General features: G+C 35.9%; 20 protein-coding genes and 1 pseudogene. 10 read left to right on the plus strand and 11 right to left on the minus strand.

Features of this window, described 5'->3' with window-relative positions:
* Positions 1-144 precede the first annotated feature (144 nt).
* The 5 genes from CYAN10605_RS12605 to CYAN10605_RS12625 all read right to left on the minus strand — a co-directional run bounded on the left by CYAN10605_RS12605 (position 145) and on the right by CYAN10605_RS12625 (position 4,616).
* Positions 145-891 carry a serine/threonine-protein kinase gene (locus CYAN10605_RS12605; RefSeq protein WP_015220335.1) on the minus strand — a complete coding sequence of 249 codons (747 nt, stop codon included), beginning with the start codon at positions 889-891 and terminating at the stop codon, positions 145-147.
* A 257-nt stretch (positions 892-1,148) separates the two neighbouring features.
* The gene (locus tag CYAN10605_RS12610; protein WP_015220336.1) at positions 1,149-1,349 is read right to left on the minus strand and encodes a hypothetical protein; all 201 of its coding nucleotides are present in this window, start codon (positions 1,347-1,349) and stop codon (positions 1,149-1,151) included.
* Between the two features lie 108 nt (positions 1,350-1,457).
* The gene (gene lexA / locus CYAN10605_RS12615) at positions 1,458-2,063 is read right to left on the minus strand and encodes a transcriptional repressor LexA (protein ID WP_015220337.1); all 606 of its coding nucleotides are present in this window, start codon (positions 2,061-2,063) and stop codon (positions 1,458-1,460) included.
* A 91-nt stretch (positions 2,064-2,154) separates the two neighbouring features.
* Entirely contained in the window at positions 2,155-3,093 is a 939-nt protein-coding gene (gene queG, locus CYAN10605_RS12620; RefSeq protein WP_015220338.1) for a tRNA epoxyqueuosine(34) reductase QueG, read from the minus strand.
* Between the two features lie 389 nt (positions 3,094-3,482).
* A complete protein-coding gene (locus CYAN10605_RS12625) occupies positions 3,483-4,616 on the minus strand; it encodes a glycosyltransferase (protein ID WP_015220339.1) in 1,134 nt (377 codons plus the stop codon).
* Positions 4,617-4,710: 94 nt separating this feature from the next.
* Here CYAN10605_RS12625 and CYAN10605_RS12630 point away from each other — a divergent pair, with 94 nt between their 5' ends.
* From CYAN10605_RS12630 to CYAN10605_RS12645, 4 genes are all read left to right on the plus strand, one after another.
* Positions 4,711-5,445, plus strand: a complete 735-nt coding sequence (locus CYAN10605_RS12630) for a DUF47 domain-containing protein (protein WP_015220340.1) — start codon at positions 4,711-4,713, stop codon at positions 5,443-5,445.
* A 121-nt stretch (positions 5,446-5,566) separates the two neighbouring features.
* On the plus strand, positions 5,567-6,634 hold the full coding sequence (locus CYAN10605_RS12635) for an inorganic phosphate transporter (protein WP_015220341.1): 1,068 nt from the start codon (positions 5,567-5,569) through the stop codon (positions 6,632-6,634).
* Positions 6,635-6,682: 48 nt separating this feature from the next.
* Positions 6,683-7,234, plus strand: coding sequence for a hypothetical protein (locus CYAN10605_RS12640; RefSeq protein WP_015220342.1), 552 nt, complete (start codon positions 6,683-6,685; stop codon positions 7,232-7,234).
* A 108-nt stretch (positions 7,235-7,342) separates the two neighbouring features.
* Entirely contained in the window at positions 7,343-8,353 is a 1,011-nt protein-coding gene (locus CYAN10605_RS12645) for a Rossmann-fold NAD(P)-binding domain-containing protein (protein ID WP_015220343.1), read from the plus strand.
* Between the two features lie 130 nt (positions 8,354-8,483).
* Here the strand turns inward: CYAN10605_RS12645 and cruF are convergent, their stop codons facing one another.
* The 6 genes from cruF to CYAN10605_RS12675 all read right to left on the minus strand — a co-directional run bounded on the left by cruF (position 8,484) and on the right by CYAN10605_RS12675 (position 15,189).
* Positions 8,484-9,383, minus strand: coding sequence for a gamma-carotene 1'-hydroxylase CruF (gene cruF, locus CYAN10605_RS12650; RefSeq protein ID WP_015220344.1), 900 nt, complete (start codon positions 9,381-9,383; stop codon positions 8,484-8,486).
* 301 nt (positions 9,384-9,684) lie between these two features.
* On the minus strand, positions 9,685-12,012 hold the full coding sequence (locus CYAN10605_RS12655) for a DUF3769 domain-containing protein (protein ID WP_015220345.1): 2,328 nt from the start codon (positions 12,010-12,012) through the stop codon (positions 9,685-9,687).
* Between the two features lie 155 nt (positions 12,013-12,167).
* Entirely contained in the window at positions 12,168-12,854 is a 687-nt protein-coding gene (locus tag CYAN10605_RS12660) for a response regulator transcription factor (protein WP_015220346.1), read from the minus strand.
* Position 12,855: 1 nt separating this feature from the next.
* Positions 12,856-14,295 carry a sensor histidine kinase gene (locus tag CYAN10605_RS12665; RefSeq protein ID WP_015220347.1) on the minus strand — a complete coding sequence of 480 codons (1,440 nt, stop codon included), beginning with the start codon at positions 14,293-14,295 and terminating at the stop codon, positions 12,856-12,858.
* A gap of 137 nt (positions 14,296-14,432) precedes the next feature.
* Positions 14,433-14,609 (minus strand): CopG family transcriptional regulator, encoded by a 177-nt coding sequence (locus CYAN10605_RS18625; protein WP_190275000.1) that lies wholly within the window; start codon positions 14,607-14,609, stop codon positions 14,433-14,435.
* Positions 14,578-15,189: a cysteine dioxygenase family protein gene (locus tag CYAN10605_RS12675; protein WP_015220349.1), complete on the minus strand. Its 612-nt coding sequence runs from the start codon at positions 15,187-15,189 to the stop codon at positions 14,578-14,580. The genes CYAN10605_RS18625 and CYAN10605_RS12675 overlap by 32 nt, the downstream gene beginning before the upstream one ends.
* A gap of 409 nt (positions 15,190-15,598) precedes the next feature.
* On the opposite strand from CYAN10605_RS12675, the gene CYAN10605_RS12680 reads away from it, so the two are divergent.
* The 6 genes and pseudogenes from CYAN10605_RS12680 (at position 15,599) to trxB (ending at position 22,548) form a co-directional block, all read left to right on the plus strand.
* Complete coding sequence (locus CYAN10605_RS12680; protein ID WP_015220350.1) at positions 15,599-17,863, plus strand: glycosyltransferase family 2 protein; 2,265 nt, start codon at positions 15,599-15,601, stop codon at positions 17,861-17,863.
* Positions 17,864-17,919: 56 nt separating this feature from the next.
* Positions 17,920-18,582 carry a DUF4079 domain-containing protein gene (locus CYAN10605_RS12685; protein WP_015220351.1) on the plus strand — a complete coding sequence of 221 codons (663 nt, stop codon included), beginning with the start codon at positions 17,920-17,922 and terminating at the stop codon, positions 18,580-18,582.
* Between the two features lie 226 nt (positions 18,583-18,808).
* Entirely contained in the window at positions 18,809-19,408 is a 600-nt protein-coding gene (locus tag CYAN10605_RS12690) for a TlpA family protein disulfide reductase (RefSeq protein ID WP_015220352.1), read from the plus strand.
* A gap of 149 nt (positions 19,409-19,557) precedes the next feature.
* Positions 19,558-20,187 carry a TlpA family protein disulfide reductase gene (locus CYAN10605_RS12695; RefSeq protein ID WP_015220353.1) on the plus strand — a complete coding sequence of 210 codons (630 nt, stop codon included), beginning with the start codon at positions 19,558-19,560 and terminating at the stop codon, positions 20,185-20,187.
* A 129-nt stretch (positions 20,188-20,316) separates the two neighbouring features.
* Positions 20,317-21,177 (plus strand): cytochrome c biogenesis CcdA family protein, encoded by an 861-nt coding sequence (locus CYAN10605_RS12700; RefSeq protein WP_015220354.1) that lies wholly within the window; start codon positions 20,317-20,319, stop codon positions 21,175-21,177.
* A 3-nt stretch (positions 21,178-21,180) separates the two neighbouring features.
* Positions 21,181-22,548 (plus strand): annotated as a pseudogene (gene trxB, locus CYAN10605_RS12705) (thioredoxin-disulfide reductase).
* The last annotated feature ends 30 nt before the right edge of the window (positions 22,549-22,578 follow it).

Raw genomic sequence — 22,578 nt, forward strand, 5'->3', positions numbered from 1 at the left:
TTCTTTCTGATTGTGATAATTATTGATATTGAATAATCCTAAAACTGAAACAATAACTAGGGCTGTAGTTGTCTGCCAAGATATGTGTTTTTTTTCTTCTATTTTTTCTAAATCTTTAATTATTTCCTCTACTTTTGTATAGCGTTAATTAAGGGAAAAACAAACCATTTTATTAAGAATTTTACAGAGAGTTTTATTTATTTTTTCTCTTGTATATTCTTGCCAAATCCAATTATTATTTAGGTCAATTAAATCAAAGGGCGATCGCTCTGTAAGTAAAGATAAACAAGTGACACCCAAACTATATATATCACTGGCAAAAACGGTTTTTCCTCTGGCTTGTTCGGGGGCAACATATTCGGGGCTACCAATAACTGTAGCAGTTTTATAAGGGTCTTGTTGACTTAATAATTTTGAAGCACCAAAATCAACTAAATAAAGTTGTTGATTATCTATTTTTCTAATAATATTTTCTGGCTTTATATCCCTATGAATTATGCTTTTATCATGAATAAATTTTAATATTGGCAAAATTTCTTGAAGTAATTTTATTATTTTTTTCTCTGAATAAATACCTTGCTTATTTAACTCTAATTTTAGATTTTCTCCATCAATAAATTCTTGAATAATATAATAATTATTATCTTGTTCGCAGAAATCAATTAATTTTGGAATATGGGGATTAGTATTGAGAAATTGTAAACGATGAATTTCCGCAATAAATAGTTGCCAGTTTTTTGACTGAGAAGATGTTGAAGTGTTTAACAGTTGTTTAATAACACAACGATATTGATTTTGACTATGGGTGTCAATGGCTAGAAAAGTTTTTCCAAAACCCCCTTCTCCAATGATTTTTACGGCTTGATAACGATTTTTGACTAACAACTCCATAGTCTTCCCCTCTTTTTTATTCCCTAACTAAACCTGAGTTCGGAGTTAAACCTTAAATGTATTGATAAAAATAATAGATAAATTGATTTTACATCTTTTTTTCTAAGTTTAATAGTTTTTATCGGTACAAACAGAGATAATGATCCCTCTCAATGCCTTATTCCACAAGGTTTTTTTACGTCGTACTCAGGTAACTGAGAGTAAATTAATCTGAAACCTCATCTTATTGGATATTCTTAAGCCAAACTGATGTTAAATTAATCATCCAATTTTGAGCCAAAAAAAGTTTGAGTTTTATGACTAATAAACTTGCTAATATTCTGATCATAGTTAGATGCGATCGCAAGGAAAGCTCCCCCAAAAATATAGAGAGGAAGGGGCATAAAAAAATTTTTTAACCACATAATAAACTGGGTCAAAGCAAACAAAATAAAAAAACTCACTAACCAAACTTTCATTGATTATCACTCCTCAAATAATAAAAATTCAACCTAAAACCTGCCACCTGACACCTGACAACTTTTTTAAAGATAATTTATCATATCCAAAGCAAGAGAGCCATTTTTCTACTGATTCAAGCGGAAAACCGCTAATAAAACCCCTTCTATTTCCACCTTATTAGATGCAATAGTAATTTTCTCCTCTTCGGGATTAAAACCTGTCAGAATAGTTTTACTGGCATTATAATCAATTCTTTTGACCATTGTGCCGTATCCTTCTGCTTTTACCGTTACAATTTCCCCTGCTTTGATGGATTTATCGCCTTCTATGTCTCCCATAACTAAGTAATCTCCATCACTGATATAGGCGGAAATCATGCTATCTCCATCAACTTGCAACACATAAGAAGTGGATGAAGGAAACATCGAACCAAAATCAATTTTTTCTTGTTCATCAGAGAAAGATTCAACTACCCCCCCGTCTTTAACTTTACCCAACAAAGGTAAACCTTGATGATAGTTTTTGAGAATTTTTAAGGTGCGCGCTTGTCCTTCTGTCCATTCAAGATAGCCTTTTTTACGCATCTTTTCTAAACGACTCTGAATAGGAGCAGGCGATCGCAAATTCATTGCTTTCATCATTTCTCGAATGGAAGGAGAATGTTTATTTGTATTGATATACTCCACCAACCAATCATATAATTGCTTTTGAGCAGGAGTCAAATTTTCCATAATTTACAAAATTTAGGTATGAGATTTAGTCTGTATTAGTTTTAATTTAACCTAGAACACTCGTACTAAACAAGTATTTTGAGAAAAAAAATTAAATCTTTTTCATTTGAGTTTTTGCATTGCGTTGCCACATTTGAGGTTTGATGCGTCTTAGAGCTGAACCCTGAAAGCGTTTATCCCATTCTTGTTCAGTCATGTTTGCTAAGTCCGCTAATTTAGGATGGAGATTTTCTGGATAAGGGTGAAAATCGGTAATATCTGTTTCTTGGGCAAAGCGCTGATTCCAAGGGCAAACATCTTGACAAATATCACAACCTGCCACCCAACCGTTTAAGTTTTTAGCAATCTCATCAGGTAATTGAGGGTTTCTATTTTCAATGGTGTGATAAGCAATACATCGGTTAGCATCAACAACAAAAGGTTCTGTAATAGCATTAGTGGGACAGGCACTTAAACAACGGGTACAAGTACCACAGTGGTTAGTATGGGGTTGATCAGCCTCCAGAGGTAGGTTAGTTAAAATTTCCCCTAAAAAGACCCAACTACCATATTCTCTTGTGATCACATTAGCATTTTTCGCAATCCAACCAATACCTGCTTGTTGAGCCCAAAATTTATCTTGAATAGGTCCTGTATCCACATAGTATCTAACTTTTGCGCTAGGGTCTTTTTCTGTCAACCAACGGGCGAGTGTTTTAAGTTTTTTCGTGATAATGCGATGATAGTCTCTACCCCAACCATAACGGGATATTTTACCGATTTCTGGATTATCTGAGTGTTGATGAGGAGTGTAATAGTTTAAAGCCAGACAAATAATTGATTTAACTTCTTGCCAACAAAGAGTAATATCTTTACGCCGAGGATTATCCATCCATTCCATTTGAGCATGGTAGCCGTTGTCTAGCCATTTTTGCAGTCTTTTTTGATTTTCTTGCTGTTTATCTCTATTTTCATTTACATCAACTATGCCGACTCGATGAAATCCTATTTCTAGGGCTTTTTCTTTGATTTGTTCACTCAATTTTTCCATATTTGAGAATTATTTTTAGCTTAAACTAAGATCTTGCATTAGTATATTAATAATAAAAAACAAAATCTTTAAAATCGATTTAAATATTTTTTTTATCAATTCTTATTACTGTTTCTTGTTTTCTTTTTCCCCTTTTAAGGAGAGACACAGAGGGGTTTCCCTTTTCTTTATTTTGAGATAATATGTCTGGCTATTTATTTTGTAAATACACAATACTATTTATGTATCTAAAACCCGAAACCTGAAACCTGAAACCTGAAACCTAAAACCTACCCTCATTGCAGTTTCATTGTCTCCCCGTCAGTCTTTTAACTTTACCTCTTGCCTGTTGCTACCCTAACCAATAATTTACACGACGAGAAGTGATAGAGCCAGATTTATTGTTTCACTCATTTTCTCGATTCAGAATCTAAATCTGTGCTTCGCCAACTAAGTTTTAAATTTAGCCAGTAATTCCAAATAGTGACAATTGCGATCGCACCTAAGTTTGCTACATATCGATTTAAATCGAAAATATTGTAAAAAATATTGAGAAATAGAACATTAAGAATTAATCCAGCCAAACAAATCAGGTTAAACTTAATAAATCGCTTAATTTTGCGTCTTTTACCCGGTTGGGTTTGGGCAATATCTCGAAAAGTCCAACTATCATTCCAAAGAAAATTATTGATAATAGCTAACTCTGCGGCGATGATTTTACTTCGAGTTAGGGGTAAGCCAAGGGTAGAGGAATCGCTCAACAAGTAAAGGAAAGCCATATCGACAAAGACACCGCTTAAACCTACTACCCCAAAACGAATAAAACGCTCAAATCTCCATAAAGATAACCTTAAACGGACTAAGTGGCGAATATAGTCAATATACTGCTGTTTTGTTACCTTACTTTGACCTTCTTGTCTTTCTTGGAAAACATATCCCACTTCACTAATCCAACCGATTTTACCTTTGGCTAAAACTTCAATTAGAATTTTGTATCCTAAAGGGTTTAATGTACTATTGGCTAAACAACGACGGCGTACCAAGAAAAAGCCACTCATGGGATCAGAAACTCGTCCAATTACACCGGGTAAGATAATTAAACCTAAAGTTTGAGCTCCTCGGGAAAGAAACCGTCTTAACAAACTCCAGTCGCTGACTCCCCCTCCTTCTACATGGCGACTAGCAACCGCTAAATCTGCCCCTTTTTCTATTTCTGACCATAATTGTAATAAAGACTCTGGGGGGTGCTGTAAATCCGCATCAATTACCCCTAAAATTTCTCCTTGGGCTTTTTCCCATCCCTTCATCACGGCGGTAGATAATCCTTTTTCACCTTGACGGCGAATAACTTTGAGTTGAGGATATTGATCACTTAAATCTTGGGCTATTTTCCAAGTTAAATCAGGACTGTCATCATCCACAATAATTATTTCATATTTCTGCTCTAAGGTGCGATCGAGTAGAGAAGTCAACTGAATAATTAAAGGGGATATATTTTCGCTTTCGTTGTAAGTAGGAATAATTAAAGATAGTAGCAAGGACAAAAATTAAAAATGGTAAATAAACTATTAATAATTTTAAGATAGTTAGGGTGAAGAAAGAAAATATTAGAAGAGCTTATCTGATAACATAATACTTATGTCAAAAGAAATACCGGCACTATTCCAAAAAACAAAGTTCCTTGAAGGACAAATAGATGAATTTTTAGACAAAATAGCGGAAGGGGCAATTCATTTTGAAATCGGGATGACGGCTTTTTTGGGAGCAGGAAAAGTCAATCAAACTTCGGAAGAGCAGTTATTTCAAATTAATAGTTTAAAAGAAAAGTGTAGTGAACTGCGTCGAACAATTGTTAATATTCTCTATACCGAAATGTTAATTCCTGATTTCAGGGGGGATGTTTTAAGTTTATTAACTAACTTATTTTCTTTGTTAGATGCCTTGGGGAAAAACTTTCAAGAATTAATGATTGAGCATCAAGAAATTGAGTCAAAAAGCCCTTCTAATTCTGAAGAAGAAAACAATCACATTGAAAATCAAAGTAGCATTCAAAAAGAAAACAATTTGAGTGAAGGGGAATTGTTATTGTTAGTGAAAATGGTGGTTAAAAGTGTGGAAATGGTGGTAGTGGCGGCAAGAGACTTTTTTCGTAATCCCAAAGCAGTAAGAGATCATATTTATCAGGTTCGGGTATATGAATCAGAAGCCGATCGCATTTCCATTAGTATTAAAAAAAATATTTTTTCCTCCAATTTAAAGTTTTCCCATAAAATTAACCTCAGAGATAAAGTTAATGCCATAGATGCGATCGCAGACAAAGCCGAAGAAGTTGCTGACGAATTATCTATTTACGCTATACAAAGAATTATTTGAGTTTGGGGTTAGTTAGGGGCGAATGGCCATTCGCCCGTACAAGAGTTCGGAGTTTTTAATTATTCACCCCAACACTATCCACTAATTGCCCTTTGCCCTTTTAACTTTTTGCTTGAATCAAATGAATTTAATTACAACTTTAATTTTTCTCTCTAGTGGCTTATTTTTGGGATGGTCATTGGGTGCTAATGATGCTTCAAATGTATTTGGTACGGCGGTAGGTAGTCGCATGATTCGCTTCTCAACGGCGGCGACAATATGCAGTGTTTTTGTGATTATCGGTGCAGTGACAGGAGGGGCGGGGGCGGCTCATGGCTTGGGAGAATTGGGAAAAGTCAATGCCTTACCCGGTTCATTTACTGTGGCGTTGGGGGCGGCTTTAACGGTGTTATGGATGACAAAATTAGGACTTCCTGTTTCTACCTCTCAGGCAGTGGTAGGGGCAATTATTGGTTGGAATTGGTTTAGTGGCTCACCAACGGATTTTCAGAGTTTGGGTAAAATTGTTAGCACTTGGATTCTTTGCCCGATTCTGGCGGGTGTTTTTTCCTATGGCATTTATCAGATAGTAGTAATTTTAATTGAACGCACTAAGCCTCATTTATTGAGTTTGGATAGTAATGTGCGTTGGGGTTTAATTTTGGTGGGTGCATTTGGTTCATATACCCTCGGTGCGAATAATATTGGTAATGTTATGGGGGTTTTTATTTCCGCTTCCCCTTTTAAGGATATTAATATTGCAGGAGTTACCGAAATTTCTTCTGTGGAACAATTATTTCTACTAGGTTCGATCGCGATCGCCATAGGAGTATTTACTTATTCAAAGAAAGTGATGATGACTGTAGGAGATAGTTTAATGGCTTTATCCCCCGTTGGTGCTTTAACTGTAGTATTAGCAAATTCTTTAGTTTTATTTATTTTTTCTTCCAAAGCCCTATCAAATTTTGTCGTTAATTTAGGCTTACCTGCCATTCCCCTTATTCCTGTATCTAGTTCTCAGGCAGTAGTTGGAGCGGTGATAGGAATTGCTTTTTGTAAAGGATTTAAGGGAGTTAGACAGATAAAATGGGGAGTATTAGGGGAAATTGCGTCAGGATGGATTACAACCCCCATCATTTCTGCTTTTATTGCTTTTATTCTCTTATTCATCGTACAGAATGTTTTTGATCAACAAGTTTATATGACTTAACATTGCTATATCGTGAATTGTTCATTGTTTGTTGATTTCTAAAAGCAAATGAAATATCTGACTAAATACATCAAATTTTTTGGCGTTAAGAGCTTAATTTTAATACTATCACTATCTTATTTTAATGATGTGAAAGCCCTTCCCCCAGAGCAAATATTACCTGAAAGAATAGAAGATTTAGAGTATCTAGGAGGTGCTTGGATTCCATTAAATAACAGTGAAGCCATGTATGGAGGTAATTTAGATGAAGGCAGTTATTGGTATCATCTTGCTCAGGGAAAAAATACAGTATTTTTAATACTTCAACAGTTACAAGCAAGAACTTCTGATGGAAAACCAATCATGAAAAATCTGGATGTGGTTGTTGTGCCAGAATTAGCAAAACAATCAACCTATAGGATTATGAGAGGAGTACAAGAAAATTGTATTTATCCTAATGGACAAAAATTGCAAGATAGTCGAATATTGATTATTGTCAAATATCATCAAGATACAGCAACACCGATTAGGTCTTTTTTGGCAAATTTGCAAACCGAAAAATGGGAAACTCCCCCTGCTTCAACAATTAAAGGTCTTGTTTGTCAACTGGAAATACCCTAAATTGGAATACGAAAAAAAGTAACTTAACAATACTAAATCATTAATTAAGATTAATTCCTCTAGGGAAAATTCGATTTTCTTAGCCCCTAATTTAGATAATATTATTTTATGAAAAAAGTTATTATTACTCATCCGATAGCATCTGCTACCATTGAAAAACTTAATTTAAAATCAATTCATGAAAAGTATAGTTTAGAAGATAAAAAAGCCTATTATCAAGAAATAAATAATCAAGCAATTTTATATGTACCAGATATTGGAGCAAAACAAATTCCCGATGAAGAAAATGATCCTAGTATTGATAGATTAGGTTATTTACTAACTCAATTTCAACCTGATATTTTAATCGTTGGTAGCAATGCTGTTCCTGCTTGGGTTCTAACTTCATGGCGCTCAGCAGTGGGTAATGAAAGAGAATTAATGGTAATTAGGAGAGGAGTTGACACAAGAGCGATCGCAGTTTTTACCGCCGAAAAATTAAATATAAAAGTGGGTAATTTACCCGGTATTAATTCCCCCTATGTTGCTCAACATATGCTCAAATATTTAGAACTATATAAAGCAGATAAAAATAAAAATAAAATAGCTATTATTGGAGTAGGAAATATTGGTAAAGTTATTGTTAATGAATCCCTAAAATATAATCTGAACACCCATATTTTTAGTCCCTCTTTAATCGATAAAAATAGGCAAAGTTTTTACTTACAAGAAAGAGGAATAAATCCAGCACAAGTAATTTGTGAAGATTCCCTAGTAAAAGTAATACATAATGCTACCCATGTTGCGATCGCAATTCCATGGAAAGATAAAGACGGAAAACCCCAAGCAGACTTAATCACAGCAAAAGAAATAGAAACCTTAACACAACCTTGCAAAATAGTTTCAGCATCTGTACCAAGAATCTTTAGTGAATCGGCTTTAAGACTTATGAATGAGTTAAGTCAACAAGGAAAGATGTTTGTCAGGATAGATACAGCCCAAAGACGAGCAGAGGAATTCAAGCCCTTATATCCTCATTTACAATTTGCCCATAATGAAGCATTTGCATCTCCTGAATGTCAGGAAGCATTAGATTTAGGTATGTTTGCCTTAATTGAACAACATTTCAGCAATAAATAACCTCAGTTCAGGGTTCGGAAAGAGGTGTCAGGTGACAGGTTTCAGGTGTTTTTTATTTTTAATTATCTTTGCTCCTCTCCCCTTTTAAGGGGAGACACAGAGGGGTTTCCCTATTGCCTATTGCTTTTTCTTAATTACTAATTACTAATTGTCTATTATTATCAGAAGTTTCTTCCTTATAAGCCAATCGAAGAAAAATAATTAAGGGTATAACTCCCAGTAAAATACCGAGGAAAATAGGAACATAAAACCCTGCTCCGATACTCATAATCATCGCAAAGCCAAAATTTCCTAAATATACAGCAGTAGGAATTGTTAAAGAAATTTTTTCCCACTGTAAGGGTTTAACTCGCCAAATTAAGGTTGCCACACTCATAAATATTGCTCCTGTGGCAAACCAACCGATAAAGTTTTGATAGGGCATTCCAAAAAATTCTCCCGGTTGATCCCATTGCCAAAATGGTACAGATGTTTGACTCATGGCAGGATCTAAAACAAAATCCCATGAGGTTAATAATAATGCACCAAATGCGATCGCACCTAAGTCTTTTAACCAATTAGGAATATCTAATCTATTCAAACCGACTCTGGTAATTAAATAGCTACTGAAACCGAGGTAAAACCAAGAAAGAGGAATAGTGAAAGGCACTAATCCAGCAATTTTATAACCTAATCCTGAAAGATAATGATATGCACCGAAGGGAAAACCCGTACTCGTACCTAATAACTCGCTGGTTAAAGAAATACTTAAGGCAGGAAGCATAAATCCTAACCAATGCCATAACCCTAATTGAGTATAAGCATAAACTGCGATCGCACTCCACCCTAAAATCATATAGATAACTCCGCCCCCAATCATAGACCAACTGAATGCAGATTGACCAATAGGGGGTAAATTAGCGATAAATTCAGGATGAGGCAAGACTAACAATAAACCAGCCAAACCAAAAGCCATGGCTACAATATGACCGATGAGAAAATAACCGGCTTTGGTCGTGAAAATTTCCCTCAAGTTGATTCCAAATATCATAGATATTGCTTAATTTTCCAAATTTTTATTCATTCTTAATATTTTATATTTTATTTTTAACTTTTATTAAGATATAGTTCAGGTTTTACTATTTCAAAACTTCAGATTTACAGGAGAAATAGGGTGTTGGGGTATTGGGGGTTAGTTAGGGTTCGGAGGTGTCAGGTGTCGGGTTTCAGGTGAGGAGGAGATGAGGGGATGGGGGGAGAGGTGGCAGGTATCAGGTGGCAGGTGTCAGGTTTAAGGGAGTAATGAGTAACCAGTAACGAGTAATTATCAACTATTCACTATTCACTATTCACTAATTACCTCTTGTGACACCATCAACAACAGAACGGACTCCGGTGCTACCTTCAAAAGACCCTGCATCACCTTCCCAATTAAAATCACTGATGCGCAGATTCACAGAACCTAATTCTAAAACAGGGTTGTAGCGTAAGATAATGTTATAAGTTCTACGGCTAAACTCTAAAAAGTAGTCGGTACTAATTTCTTGATTGGTTTTAACGTTGATAAAACTTTGAACTCCTGCTCGGATTGGTCCATATAATTGTTGAGTTAGTCCTAGGGATAACACTTGATCATCTGCGAAGCGATCAAAGAAAAAGGGAGATTGATCCCCTCTAATACCCTGACTAAAACTGACCTGAAATCCCGTGTAGTCAAAAAATAGATCAGAAAAATGACCGATTTGTCCTTGTAGTCCGACGGTTGCGGTTATACTGGGTTGGGTCTCACCATTACTGTAATAACTACCAACCCCTGTTAATCCTGTATTCAAACTAAGATATGGCACAACAGGAGTGGGAGTAAATTTTAACCCTTGATCTGGGGTGGGAGGCAATGCCTCTCCTGACCATAGTAAAAAATTACCAGTAACGATCGCAGCTCCTTGAAAACGGGTTAAAGTGGCACGGTTATTTTCTCTTTTGCTTCTTAGTAAATCTTCTCTATCGGTGTCAGCGTTGATGTTTTGAACAGAGGCTTGATAAACTAAACCAAAAGGACTATTGGCAATGGGAATATAAGGAGAGGTAAGGATTACTCCATAGCTTTGTTGTACTGTTTGGAAACCTAATGAACCGTTAAAGAGGCGATCGCGGTAATTGTATTGTAAGCTGAGGGTGTGAGGGGCGTTTAATTCTCCTAGTTTTTGATCTAACTGCACACTGGCACGCAGACGATTTTCAATATTATCTAAGTCTAAACCAGTAAAATTAAGAATTCCGTTAAGGCGGGTACGTTCAGCAAAATCCACCTCTAAATTTGCTACCAAACCGTAGCTACTGGGGTTAAATACGCCCCCATTTTCCTCAGAATCAATGGCATTATCATCAAAGAAAGAATCGGGGAAAAATGCCCTTTGTAGTAGAAGGCGAGGAGTTAAAGTAAAACGGGTTTTTTGATCACTATAAACCTCAAAATCTCTTTCTATATACAATCCCCCCAAATCTTCCCCATCAAATCCAATATTAAATAATCCGGGACGGCGATCGCGCCTATCGAAAACTAAACGATCTTGAAACAAAGGAATAGAAACGGTTTGGTCAAATACAAGCCGAGATTTAGTAGTTGTTAATTCATCCTGAAAAGGAGAAATACTTCTTAATCTTGCTGTATCTGCTCGAATTTCAAACTCTGGAGGAGAAAATGGATCATTGGTAATACGTATATTAGTGGCAAACCATCCCTCGTTATTAAAATCTACTTTCCCCGCCTGAAAACGAAAACGATTAATTTGCCCTCCACTGGAAGTTGAAGGTGCTCCCCCCGCCTGTTGCAATAAAGATAAATCTCTCACACTACCAACCACAAAACTATAACCTTCCGCCGATGTCACCCTTCTTAGGGGTTGATTAGCTTCTATTTGTTGAGAAAGAATTTGAGCATTAACAGGATTATTCCCCGTATCTCCCCGAAAATCTTGGGCTAGATTTGGTTGATATATCTCCCCTTGAGCATTAAATATTACCCCCTCATCCCTCACAAAATAATACTCGAAGCGATCGCCCCTTAAACTTTGCTCCCCCCTTTGTAAACTTACATTTCCCTCCGCTACAGCGATGCGATCGCGCAAATTCACAGAAACTAAATCAGCCCTCAACACCCCATTAGAAAAACGAATTACCACATTACCCCTAGCCTTAACAATTTCCTGTTGATCTAAATATTCCTGCTCATCTGCCAGAATTTCCACTACATTTAAAGAAGAGTTAACAACCTCTTGACCCTCTTGAGTATTTGGATTTTGCACCACAGAAAAACCTCTCCCCTTAGTGTTAAAATCATATTCCCGTGATGAGCCTTTACGACTGACAGTAATTAAACGCTTTACATCAGTGGCAAAACGAAAAGAAGAATTATCATCAAAACTAACCGTTGATTGTCCTAAACTATTTATCTTCAACGGTGTGCCTAAGCCATCCGCAGTTGTTTCCGGGGGATTTTCCACAGAAATAGGAATAGGAGAAATTTCTTCCCTTTGTACACGAGGGGAAAAAACAGAAGTATCTTTTTCAGCCAGAATAATCGAGGATGGATTCTGATTAACAATAGTAGTATTATTTTCCTGTATAGAACCATTATAGGGAGTAACTGCAATTAATGTACTACTAAGAATCGGAATCATTTTTTTTACTCTATAGTTGTAAAATAAGAATTATAACTTAGAAATAAACCCATAGAGATCCTAATTGAAAAGCCCATAAAGAACTTATCTTATTTTTACTTGTTAATATCGATAGATATTTTGATAACTTATTCAGCAGAATATTCACTACTAATCTAAGAAGGAGAGTCTTTTAACACATAACCAACTCCTCTGACAGTATGAATTAAACGAGGGGATTGATTGACTTCTAATTTGAGTCTTAATGCCCGAATATAAACCTCAATAATATTTGATTCTCCCATAAAGTCAAAATCCCAGACATTTTCGATAATTTGATTTCTACTTAATACTTGACGGGGATGTCTTAATAAATATTCTAATAGATCAAATTCTTTTGCCGTTAGTTCAATCGAATCCTTACTCCTGAATACTTCTCTAGTTAAGAGATTCAGTTTTAAGTCTGCAAATTGGAGAATTTCTGAGGTATCATTTACTTGACTACTACGCAGACGAGCATTAATTCTTGCCAACAATTCTTCAATACTAAAAGGTTTGGTTAAATAATCATCTGCACCAGAATTTAAGCCCAAAACTCGATCGGGAATTTCATCTCTGGCAGTTAATAATATAATAGGGATTTTAATACCCGTTTTGCGCAATCGCAAACAGACATCTAACCCGGAGATTCTCGGTAACATCCAATCAAGGATAATTAAATCAGGAGGAAATTCTCTCACTTTTTCTAAGGCTTCCATGCCATCATCAGCAGTCGCCACTTCATAGCCTTCTAATTTTAATTCAGTGACGATAAATTGAGATAGTCTTTGATCATCTTCCACTACAAGAATTGAATTAGTCATCTTATTCTCCCCATAAAGGTAAACTGATTGTAAAAACACTGCCTTCTTGAGGTTTCGATCGCACTTTTATTGTACCTTCCATTCCTTCAATCATACCCTTAGCAAGGGCTAATCCCAACCCTGTGCCATCCCGTGAGCGAGTCATACCATCATCTGCACGGTAAAATCTTTCAAAGATTCGTTGTTGGTGTGCTAAAGAAATACCGATACCGTAATCACGAATATGAATTAGGGCATTGGGAAAACACTTCTCTAAAATAATATCAATGGGTTGAGGGGGAGAAGAATATTTAAGGGCATTATCGACTAAATTAATTAAAACCTGTTGCAGACGATCTTGATCCGCACAGGTAATGACATCCTCATCAGTAATTATTAAATTGATGGTGCGATCGGTTACTTTTTGACTCATTTGGGCTACTTCTGTCACCAAAGTATTTAGCATCAAAGGTTGACAGTGAAAATGTAAATTACCACTATCTGCACGGGCTAAATCCAATAAATCTTCTAACATTCTAATAGTTCTTTCCGTTTCCGCCGTAGCAGTTTCTAAAGCCTGAATTTGATGGGTGCTTAAATTATCACTCCTGCGCAGTAAGCTTTGTAAATAACCTAAAACAATGGTTAAAGGAGTGCGTAACTCATGGGAAACATTACCAACGAATTGCCGTTGTTGCTCCCAAGAAGCAGAAAGACGAAATAACATCTCATTAAAGGCTTGTGCTAGTCCAATTATCTCTTGAGGTGCTTGATTTAGGGTTAATTTTGCCCCACTTAAATCATCTGCTTTGATAGTAGAGGCAACCCGACTCATTTTTTTTAAAGGTTTTAAACCAGTGCTAATAGTATATGATATGGCAATAACTAAAACTGTGACTGTAACAATACTAATAAAGAATAAGCGCCAGAGACTAAAGTTTAATTTTTGTTGATCAAGGGTTATATCCTGAGAAAGATAGAGTTTTCCCACCATATCCCCATTAACAATCAAAGGAGTACCACACAAGACAATATCACGCCCATTAAATCTAACAACTTGTGGTTTAGTTGGTATTTGTTGAGTATTTTCTACCGCTTGAAATTCTACCAGAGAATTATTAAGAGACGAAGATTGTCCTAATAGTTGTCCTTGGGGATTTTTTACCCATACCATTAAGTTTGATGTTTCTACCCGTGAAATGGCTTTTTCGATAACAGTTTCAAGGGATTCGGCTTCATTATAAACCTCTAATTGTTCTGGGAAACGCATTGCTATATATTCTAAGGTTTGTTTATGGGCGGCTACTAAATTCTGTTCCATTTGCCACCCTGCCCAAAAAGCCACACTTCCTAAACCTATCACCGATAATATCACTAATTCTAAGGTTAATTGAAATTGCAAAGATGAGGAGGGTATTTTTATTTTTTTTATGATTTTTTGTAGCTGTCTAATTAGTTTCATAATTTTAGTCTTTACATAGATACTTCTTTGCTTCCTTTAACCCAAAAACCACATATCGAAAAATACCTTTGCGTCTTTGCGGGAAAAATAGAAAAACAAGATTTTGGGGGAAATAAAAAACATTTGTACAGAAAATATCACCACATTTCATCATCTAATCCATCAGCAATTAACGCATCCCATAAATTATCAATTTCGTTATTAGCTTCCCTATAGGCATTTTCTAAATTTTTTTCATGGGGTAATATTAATTTTTTTTGCACGTCATCTGTATTAGAGTTATTAAAAGTTGATGGCGGTGTTTTCTCTGGCATTGAATTCAAATCGTCTGTCATAGTCTGTTTCTCCGTATAAGTTAAAACTGATAGTTGGTTGATTTCCCATCGCTTCGATATGATGGATAGCGTCTGCTGAAAAACAGAGAATATCTCCTTCGGTGAGGATTTTTTCCCCTACTTTTTCGATTTTGTCAGGTTGATTAGGTTGAGGATTCCTACGCCAAAAGGTGTTTTTTTCTTTGCCTTCTAATAATGCCACGATACCCCAACAGCCATGATTATGAATTGGTGACACCGTGCCTCCTGCCCATGCTACTAACTGCACGGTTAAGGGAAAGGAAGGCTCATCGTATAATGTCATTATCTCCCACCCTGTGTCTGGATTTGGTTCTAGCATGGATAAATATAACCAAGGGGATTCATTTAATAATTTTCTCATTAAAGGTGCGATCGCACCTAATCTTTTCTCGTCATCTTGGATTGTTTCGAGGATATCTTCTAAATCTGTCAAAAAACGATAAAGACGATACACAGAAGCAGTTTTAGAGGGTATAGAGAGAATTTTTAAAGGAAGGCACACCCCATTGTTATCCACTAACCAATCTTGCTTTTTCATATATAGAAAATAAATATATTTATAATTATTATAAGTAAGCAAAATGAGGGGAAAATAAAAACAAGATTAATCGTTTATGAATCCCGTAAAACAGGCATTTATAAATTCCTTAAAATAAGCATCTTGCCTGTAAAATCTAACAGCAAAAATCATCAACTATAGCAGTGACCAAGTTGTTTAGGACGCTTTGAGGATTCTTAACGTTCATTCAGAATGATAATCAGAGTTTTAAAAATGTTCTAATTAAAATTTATATAATCTGTATCTTAAATTCATGTTCTCCTCATCTTCATGGGTTTTAATCAAATTATTGTTAAAAATATCTATTAAATATTGATCGCAATGACAATAATAAGGGCTAAAGCCCTTACTACGAAACAGATAATACATAATTGATTAGTAAGAGAAAATGCTCCAGCCATCTCAAATATTGCAACAAAATTCCTTAAAAAATAAGCTCAAACCCCAAACTGCAACTCTTGTTTTAGTTAGTATCATTCTTTTATCCGCAATCATTGTCGCTTTATGGGCAACGGGAAATGGTGAAATCGCTACTATTTTTACCTATTTTAATTCTCTCCAAGAAAATCCACCGATGTGGTTAGAAACTCCCATGATTATGGGTAAATTTCTGTTAACTCCTACCATCGTGATGTTTTTATCTGTCTGGTTAATTACGGTTATTTCTCCTCAACCTCGTTTTTGGTCTAGGACATTCGTAATTCTGATATTATGGGGATTATTGATTCGTTATTTATTGTGGCGCTCTTTATCCAGTTTAAACCTTAGTGATCCATTAAATGGTACTTTTAGTTTACTTTTATTCTTTTTAGAATTATTAGTTTTATTTAGTAGTAGTTTACAATTACTTCTCATGCTTCGGGTTAAAAATCGCCGTCGAGAAGCAGATTTAGCTCAACAAAGTGCGATCGCACATCAATTTAAACCTACTGTTGATATTTTAATACCTACCTATGATGAATCTATCGAAATTTTACGACGAACATTAATTGGTTGTCAGGCGATAGATTATGAATTGAAAACTATTTATTTACTTGATGATACAAAAAGACCAGAAATAGCCAAATTAGCTCAAGAATTAGGTTGTGAGTATCGTACTCGTCCTAACAATCTTTATGCTAAAGCAGGAAATCTCAATTATGCAATCCCCCAGACAACGGGAGAATTTATCGTTGTTTTCGATGCTGATTTTATTCCCACCCGTAATTTTCTCCAACGCACCCTCGGCTTTTTTCAAGATTCCCAAGTTGCCCTTGTGCAAACACCCCAAAACTTCTATAATTTAGATCCGATCGCACGCAATCTTGGTTTAGAGAATGTATTAACCCCAGAAGAAGAAGTTTTTTACCGTCAGATTGAACCCATCAAAGACGGTGCGGGGAGTGTAGTTTGTTCAGGAACTTCTTTTGTGGTGCGGCGTAGAGCCTTAGAAGAAATAGGGGGATTTGTCACAGATTCTTTAAGTGAAGATTATTTTACAGGGGTTCGTCTTTCTGCTCAAGGTTATCGTTTAATATACTTAGATGAAAAACTAAGTGCAGGATTAGCCGCAGAAAATATTTCCGCCCATGCCACTCAGCGTTTACGTTGGGCAAGAGGAACACTACAAGCCTTTTTTATTGATTCTAATCCTTTAACCATTAAGGGATTAAGTTGGCTACAAAGATTGGCACATTTAGAAGGGTTATTGCACTGGTTTACCAGTATTTCTCAGGTTGTCTTTTTAATGATGCCTCTTGCCTATGGATTTTTAAATGTGATTCCCATTCGCGCTGATGTTTCAGATTTTCTTTATTTTTTCCTACCCTACTATATTACCCAAATTACCGTTTTCTCTTGGCTTAATCATCATTCTCGTTCAGCAATTTTATCCAATGTTTATGGTTTAGTTCTTGCTTTTCCCCTTGCTATTACCGTAATTCAAGTGATGTTGAATCCATTTTCTAAAGGTTTTAAAGTTACTCCTAAAGGAACGATACAAAATAAATATCATTTTAACTGGGGTTTAGCATTTCCGTTGTTAATCTTATTTATTCTTAATGCCGTTAGTCTTTGGTTAAATTTGTGTATTTGCATTATTGCCGAAGTCAATACTCCCGCAGATTTGTTGTATCAGTATCAGGGAATTAACCTGAGTTGGATTTGGGGTATCTATAATCTGATTGTGTTAGGAGTTGCTTTATTAATTCTCATCGATGTTCCTAATCACAGTTTATACCATTGGTTTCAATTACGGCGTGTTGTAAAATTAACCCTCGAATCTGGACAAGTATTTTGGGGCGTAACCAATAACATTTCTGAAGTGGGCGTAGAAGTGGCTTTAACTCAAAAGGAATTTCCCCGCATTAGTCGTGGTGATGCTTTACCTCTAAAAATTGAATTACAGGAAGAATCAATTAATTTAACAGGAATGGTTATTCACACCGAGTTTGATGGTGAGTTTCCTTTAGTTCAAATTTGCTTTGAGAAAATGACTTTAACACAACTGAGACAGTTAATTATCTTACTTTATTGTCGTCCGGGGCAATGGCAATCTAAAAAAACTCCAGGGGAATTTCAATCTATTGGCTTGTTACTGAAAACCTTAATTAAGCCTAAGTTTATTTTTGAGCGTGAACCAAAAACTAATTCCCTCATTGTTTCTCAAATATAACTAATTTAAAAGGAAAATCAATCGAATAATTAAAAAATATTTATTGATAAATCGTTATGACTTTAGAACAATTTAGCCTCCTAATTCATCCTTTTTTCGTCATTGTGACAGTTTTTCCTTTACTTGGTATCGTTTTCTATTTTGCGTGGGAAACTTTTCAACGACATTTACAAATAAAAAGAGGTGAAAAAAGTAAAATACCTCCATCCGTTGGTCTTAATCATGTTACCATTGGCAAAATACTATCAAGTACCGTTTTTTTTGTTACTTTAATTGGATTAGCACAACCTCTAATCACCAAAAATATTCTTAAAAATGAACTGTGGGCAACAGATTTTTTTCTGTTTATTTTTATTATCTTAATCTTTCTTTTTTCCATAGTTTCTTTTATTTTCTTATACCATGCTAGGGTAAAATTATGGCGTGGAATTTTCGCCACTTTAAGCGGTATGGGAATAGTTATTTTAGGAAGTCAAGAAGGAATATTTCGCCGTAGTAATGAATGGTATTGGTCTCATTATTACTATGGAATAACAATCTGTTTACTAATGATATTTTCTGTAGCGATTATTAATAATATTTATCGAGATAAATCTCAAAAATGGCGCAATATACATATTATTTTAAACTGTTTAGCATTACTTCTGTTTATCGGACAAGGCTTTACTGGTAGCAGAGACTTATTTGAAATCGGTTTATGGACGTCTCCGCCAAGTTGAGTTTCATTACTTTTTATATTAAGTCTTTCGCATGACAAATATAAGGGTAAAAATCATAATTGTTGTACCGTAATACAGGCATCTTGCCTGTATTTTTAGTTGGTTTCTATTGAATCTTTATAAACCAATAATTTTATCTAATCTCTATCTTAAATTCATCTTCTCCTCATTTTGACTCTTTTTAATAGACACAGAAGAAAAAATTATTAACTCAGGAGATTCGATCGTGTTTAAGAAATCCGCATCATTTTGGTTAACTCTTTCTCTCACTAGCCTTGTTATCCCTGTTTCTTTAGTGGCTAACAACTTGAGGGTTTCAGCCTTAGAAAATAATACTGTTATTGCTCAAGCTAACCCTTGTGCTGGTAAAAATCCCTGTGCTAGTAACAATCCTTGTGCTGGTAAAAACCCTTGTGCTGGTAAAAACCCTTGTGCTGGTAACAATCCTTGTGCTGGTAAATCTGCTAGAAATGTAGGTGGTCCTTTAGCTAAAGAATTACAAGGAAAACCCGTTGTTGTCGATATTTACGCTAGTTGGTGTCCTGCCTGTAAAAATATAGCACCTACTTTATCTCAATTGAAAAAACAATATGGGAATAAAGCCCATTTCGTTGTATTTGACGTTAGCGATAAAGCTAAAGCTCGTCAAGCAGAAGCAAGGGCAAAACAATTGGGTTTAGAAGACTTTTTCAACGCTAATAAGTCTCAGACAGGTAGTGTTACCATCGTTGATCCTAAAACCGGAGATATTCTCAGTCAGTATCGCAACAATAATAAACTAAGTGATTATACGTCCGTACTCAATACAGCTATTTCTCAAAAATAAGTGAATGGTGAGTATTATCATCTCAATCACATTCCTCCGAAAATTTTAATCAAAAAAATTCAATTCAAAAATCTTAGTACTGTTGTTCAAAGTCTGAGGAATTTTGTCAAAAACGTATCTCAGACTTTTTCCAATACATCTTAAAGCCCATGAAAATTAGATTTTTTTCCTTTGTATCTATAGTTTCCCTTCTGAGTATCGCTAGTTTAACAGGGTGCGTCAATCCAAATGTCAGTCAAACTAATTCAGCAACTGAAACTCAAGAGATACAGAATAACCCCTGTGCTAGTAAAAACCCTTGCGCTGGTAAAAACCCTTGTGCTGGTAAAAACCCTTGTGCTGGTAAAAACCCTTGTGCTGGTAAAAACCCTTGTGCTGGTAAAAACCCTTGTGCTAGTAAAAACCCTTGTGCTGGTAAAGCCGGAACTGTGGGCGCATCCTTAGCTCAAGAATTACAAGGAAAGCCCGTTCTTGTTGATGTTTATGCTAGTTGGTGTCCCGCTTGTAAAAATATTGCTCTGACTCTTTCGCAACTAGAGAAAGATTATGCTGATAAGGTTCATTTTGTTGTCTTTGACATGAGTGATAAATCTACCACTGCTCAAGCTGAAGCTAAAGCTCAAGAATTAGGTTTAGCAAAATTTTTAGCAGAAAACAAAACTCAAACGGGAATGCTAACAATTATTGAACCATCTACTGGGGTAATTCTCGCTCAACATCGTAATAACCCGAATATTGAAGACTATCAAAGTGTTTTGGATAAAGCAATTAGTCAATAATTTTTTTACTTAGTATTAGACATCAACCAAATTTGGAAAAAGGAGGGCTGAAGCCCTTACTACAAAACCAGAAACGAATCTTTTTAACAGAATTCTATTGTCGTTTTAATTTTAGGAAGTTTTCTCATCATGACTCAAATTCAAAAAATTCCCCCTGATGGAAAGGAGAAAATCAAGTCTTCTCCTTCTCATAATACTAAAAAATTTCTCTTTTATCTCGGATTGGGTTTAATCGCCTTAATCGTCGTTCTCACTTTAGGCCCTGTGATTAGTCATCCCATTGAGAAACTTATTTCTTTGGTGGAAAATCGTTATCAAGAATGGTTTGAGCAACAGGATACCGCTAATCCTTTAATTTTAATCACCCTTGCTTTTCTTGGTGGTTTGATTGCTAGTGTTTCTCCTTGTATCCTTGCCTTACTCCCCGTTAACCTCAGTTATATCGGTACTTTGAAAATTAAATCCCGTTGGGATGCTTTTAAAAAAGCTGGTTTATTTGTACTAGGCTCGGTAGTAATTTTAAGTTTATTCGGTTTAGTTTCCTCCTTTGCCGGGGCGGTAATGGTGGAATATCGAGGCTATATTAACATCGTTGTCGGTTTAATTATGGCAGTAATGGGCTTATGGTTATTGGGGGTTATAAAAATCAATCTGCCGGAAACAGAGTTAAATTTGCCTAAAGCAGGTCCTTTTGGGGTGGGTTTAACCTTTGCTTTGGTGAGTTCTCCTTGTGCTAGTCCTGTGTTGTTTGCAGTGTTAGCGGCGGCGGCGGCTACTGGTTCTCAGGTTTTAGCGACTTTAACTATGGTTAGTTATGCTCTGGGTTATACCATGTTGATTTTCTTAGCTAGTTTATTTACTGGTTTAGCCAAACAGAGTAATAATTTGTTGAAACATTCTGAGGGTATTATTCGCTTCGGTAGTGTGGCTTTGTTGATGACAGGTGCTTATTATTTGTTCACTGGTACGAAATGGTTTTTTGGAGGTTAAATAATTATGGTAGAAAATTTAGTGATTATCGGATCTGGTCCTGCAGGTTATACGGCGGCGATTTATGCGGGGAGAGCTCAACTTAATCCCCTGATGTTTGAAGGTTTTAGTGTTGGTGGTGTGCCGGGAGGGCAGTTAATGACTACAACGGAGGTAGAAAATTACCCCGGTTTTGCTCAAGGTATTACTGGACCAAATTTAATGAAGGAAATGAGACAACAGGCTCAAAGATGGGGTGCAAGGTTAATTAGAGAAGATGTGATTAAGGTTGATTTTTCTCAACGCCCTTTTATTATCACTGCGGATGAAACAGAAGTTCAGGCTTTAGCTGTAATTATTTGCACTGGGGCAACGGCTAAACGTTTGCATATTCTTGGAGAAGAAGAGTTTTGGAATAATGGTATTTCTGCTTGTGCTATTTGTGATGGTGCTAGTCCTTTATTTCGTAATACCGAAGTTGCGGTGGTGGGTGGTGGGGATTCGGCGGCGGAAGAAGCTCTTTATTTGACTAAATATGCTTCTTTGGTATATCTATTGGTAAGGCGCGATCGCCTCCGTGCTTCTAAAACTATGCAAGAGCGTCTTTTTGCCCATACTCAAATCAAAATCCATTGGCATACTGTGCCAGTAGTGGCTTATGGGGATGAAATCTTGCAAGGGATTCAAGTGCAAAATACCCTAACAAAAGAAGTTTCTGAGTTTTCTGTGAATGGTTTGTTTTATGCGATCGGGCATACTCCTAACACTCGGTTATTTCAAGGGCAAATTACCCTCGACGAGCAAGGTTATATCATCACCAAAGGTAAAAGCACAGCTACCAATGTTGAGGGAGTTTGGGCGGCAGGGGATGTACAAGATCACCATTATCGCCAAGCTATCACCGCCGCAGGTACTGGGTGTATGGCGGCATTGGAAGCGGAACGTTGGTTATCTCAAAAGGGTTCTCTTTCTGTTCCTTCTTTAGTTTAGTTAGGTGTTTGTGAACCGTGAAAACTATTTATTGACACTTTATTTTTTTGGTGGGTATTACCCACCCCACTTATTTTTTTGGAGGTAAGATTTATGTCTAATTTACATGGTGCGGAAGTTTTAACTCAGTTACGTCAAGAATCTGATAAGCCTATTTTGATTAAGTTTACTGCTCCTCATTGTCCTTCTTGTGAAACTTTAGCCCCTATTTTGGATGAGTTGAAGCGCGATCGCCCTGATGATTTTGAGTTAGTATCCATTGATATGACTGAAGATGTAGAAATTGTGATCGAATTTAAGGTCAGAAGTGCTCCTACTGTGGTTTTACTCAAGGGAAATGAAGTTAAAGAAAAAGTGGCAGGATTAAAACCAAAAAAATTCTATCAAGATTTAATCAGTTAAAACTAGACATGAATTTTTGAAGTTTTACTG

The sequence above is a fragment of the Cyanobacterium aponinum PCC 10605 genome (genome assembly GCF_000317675.1).
Taxonomy (GTDB): domain Bacteria; phylum Cyanobacteriota; class Cyanobacteriia; order Cyanobacteriales; family Cyanobacteriaceae; genus PCC-10605.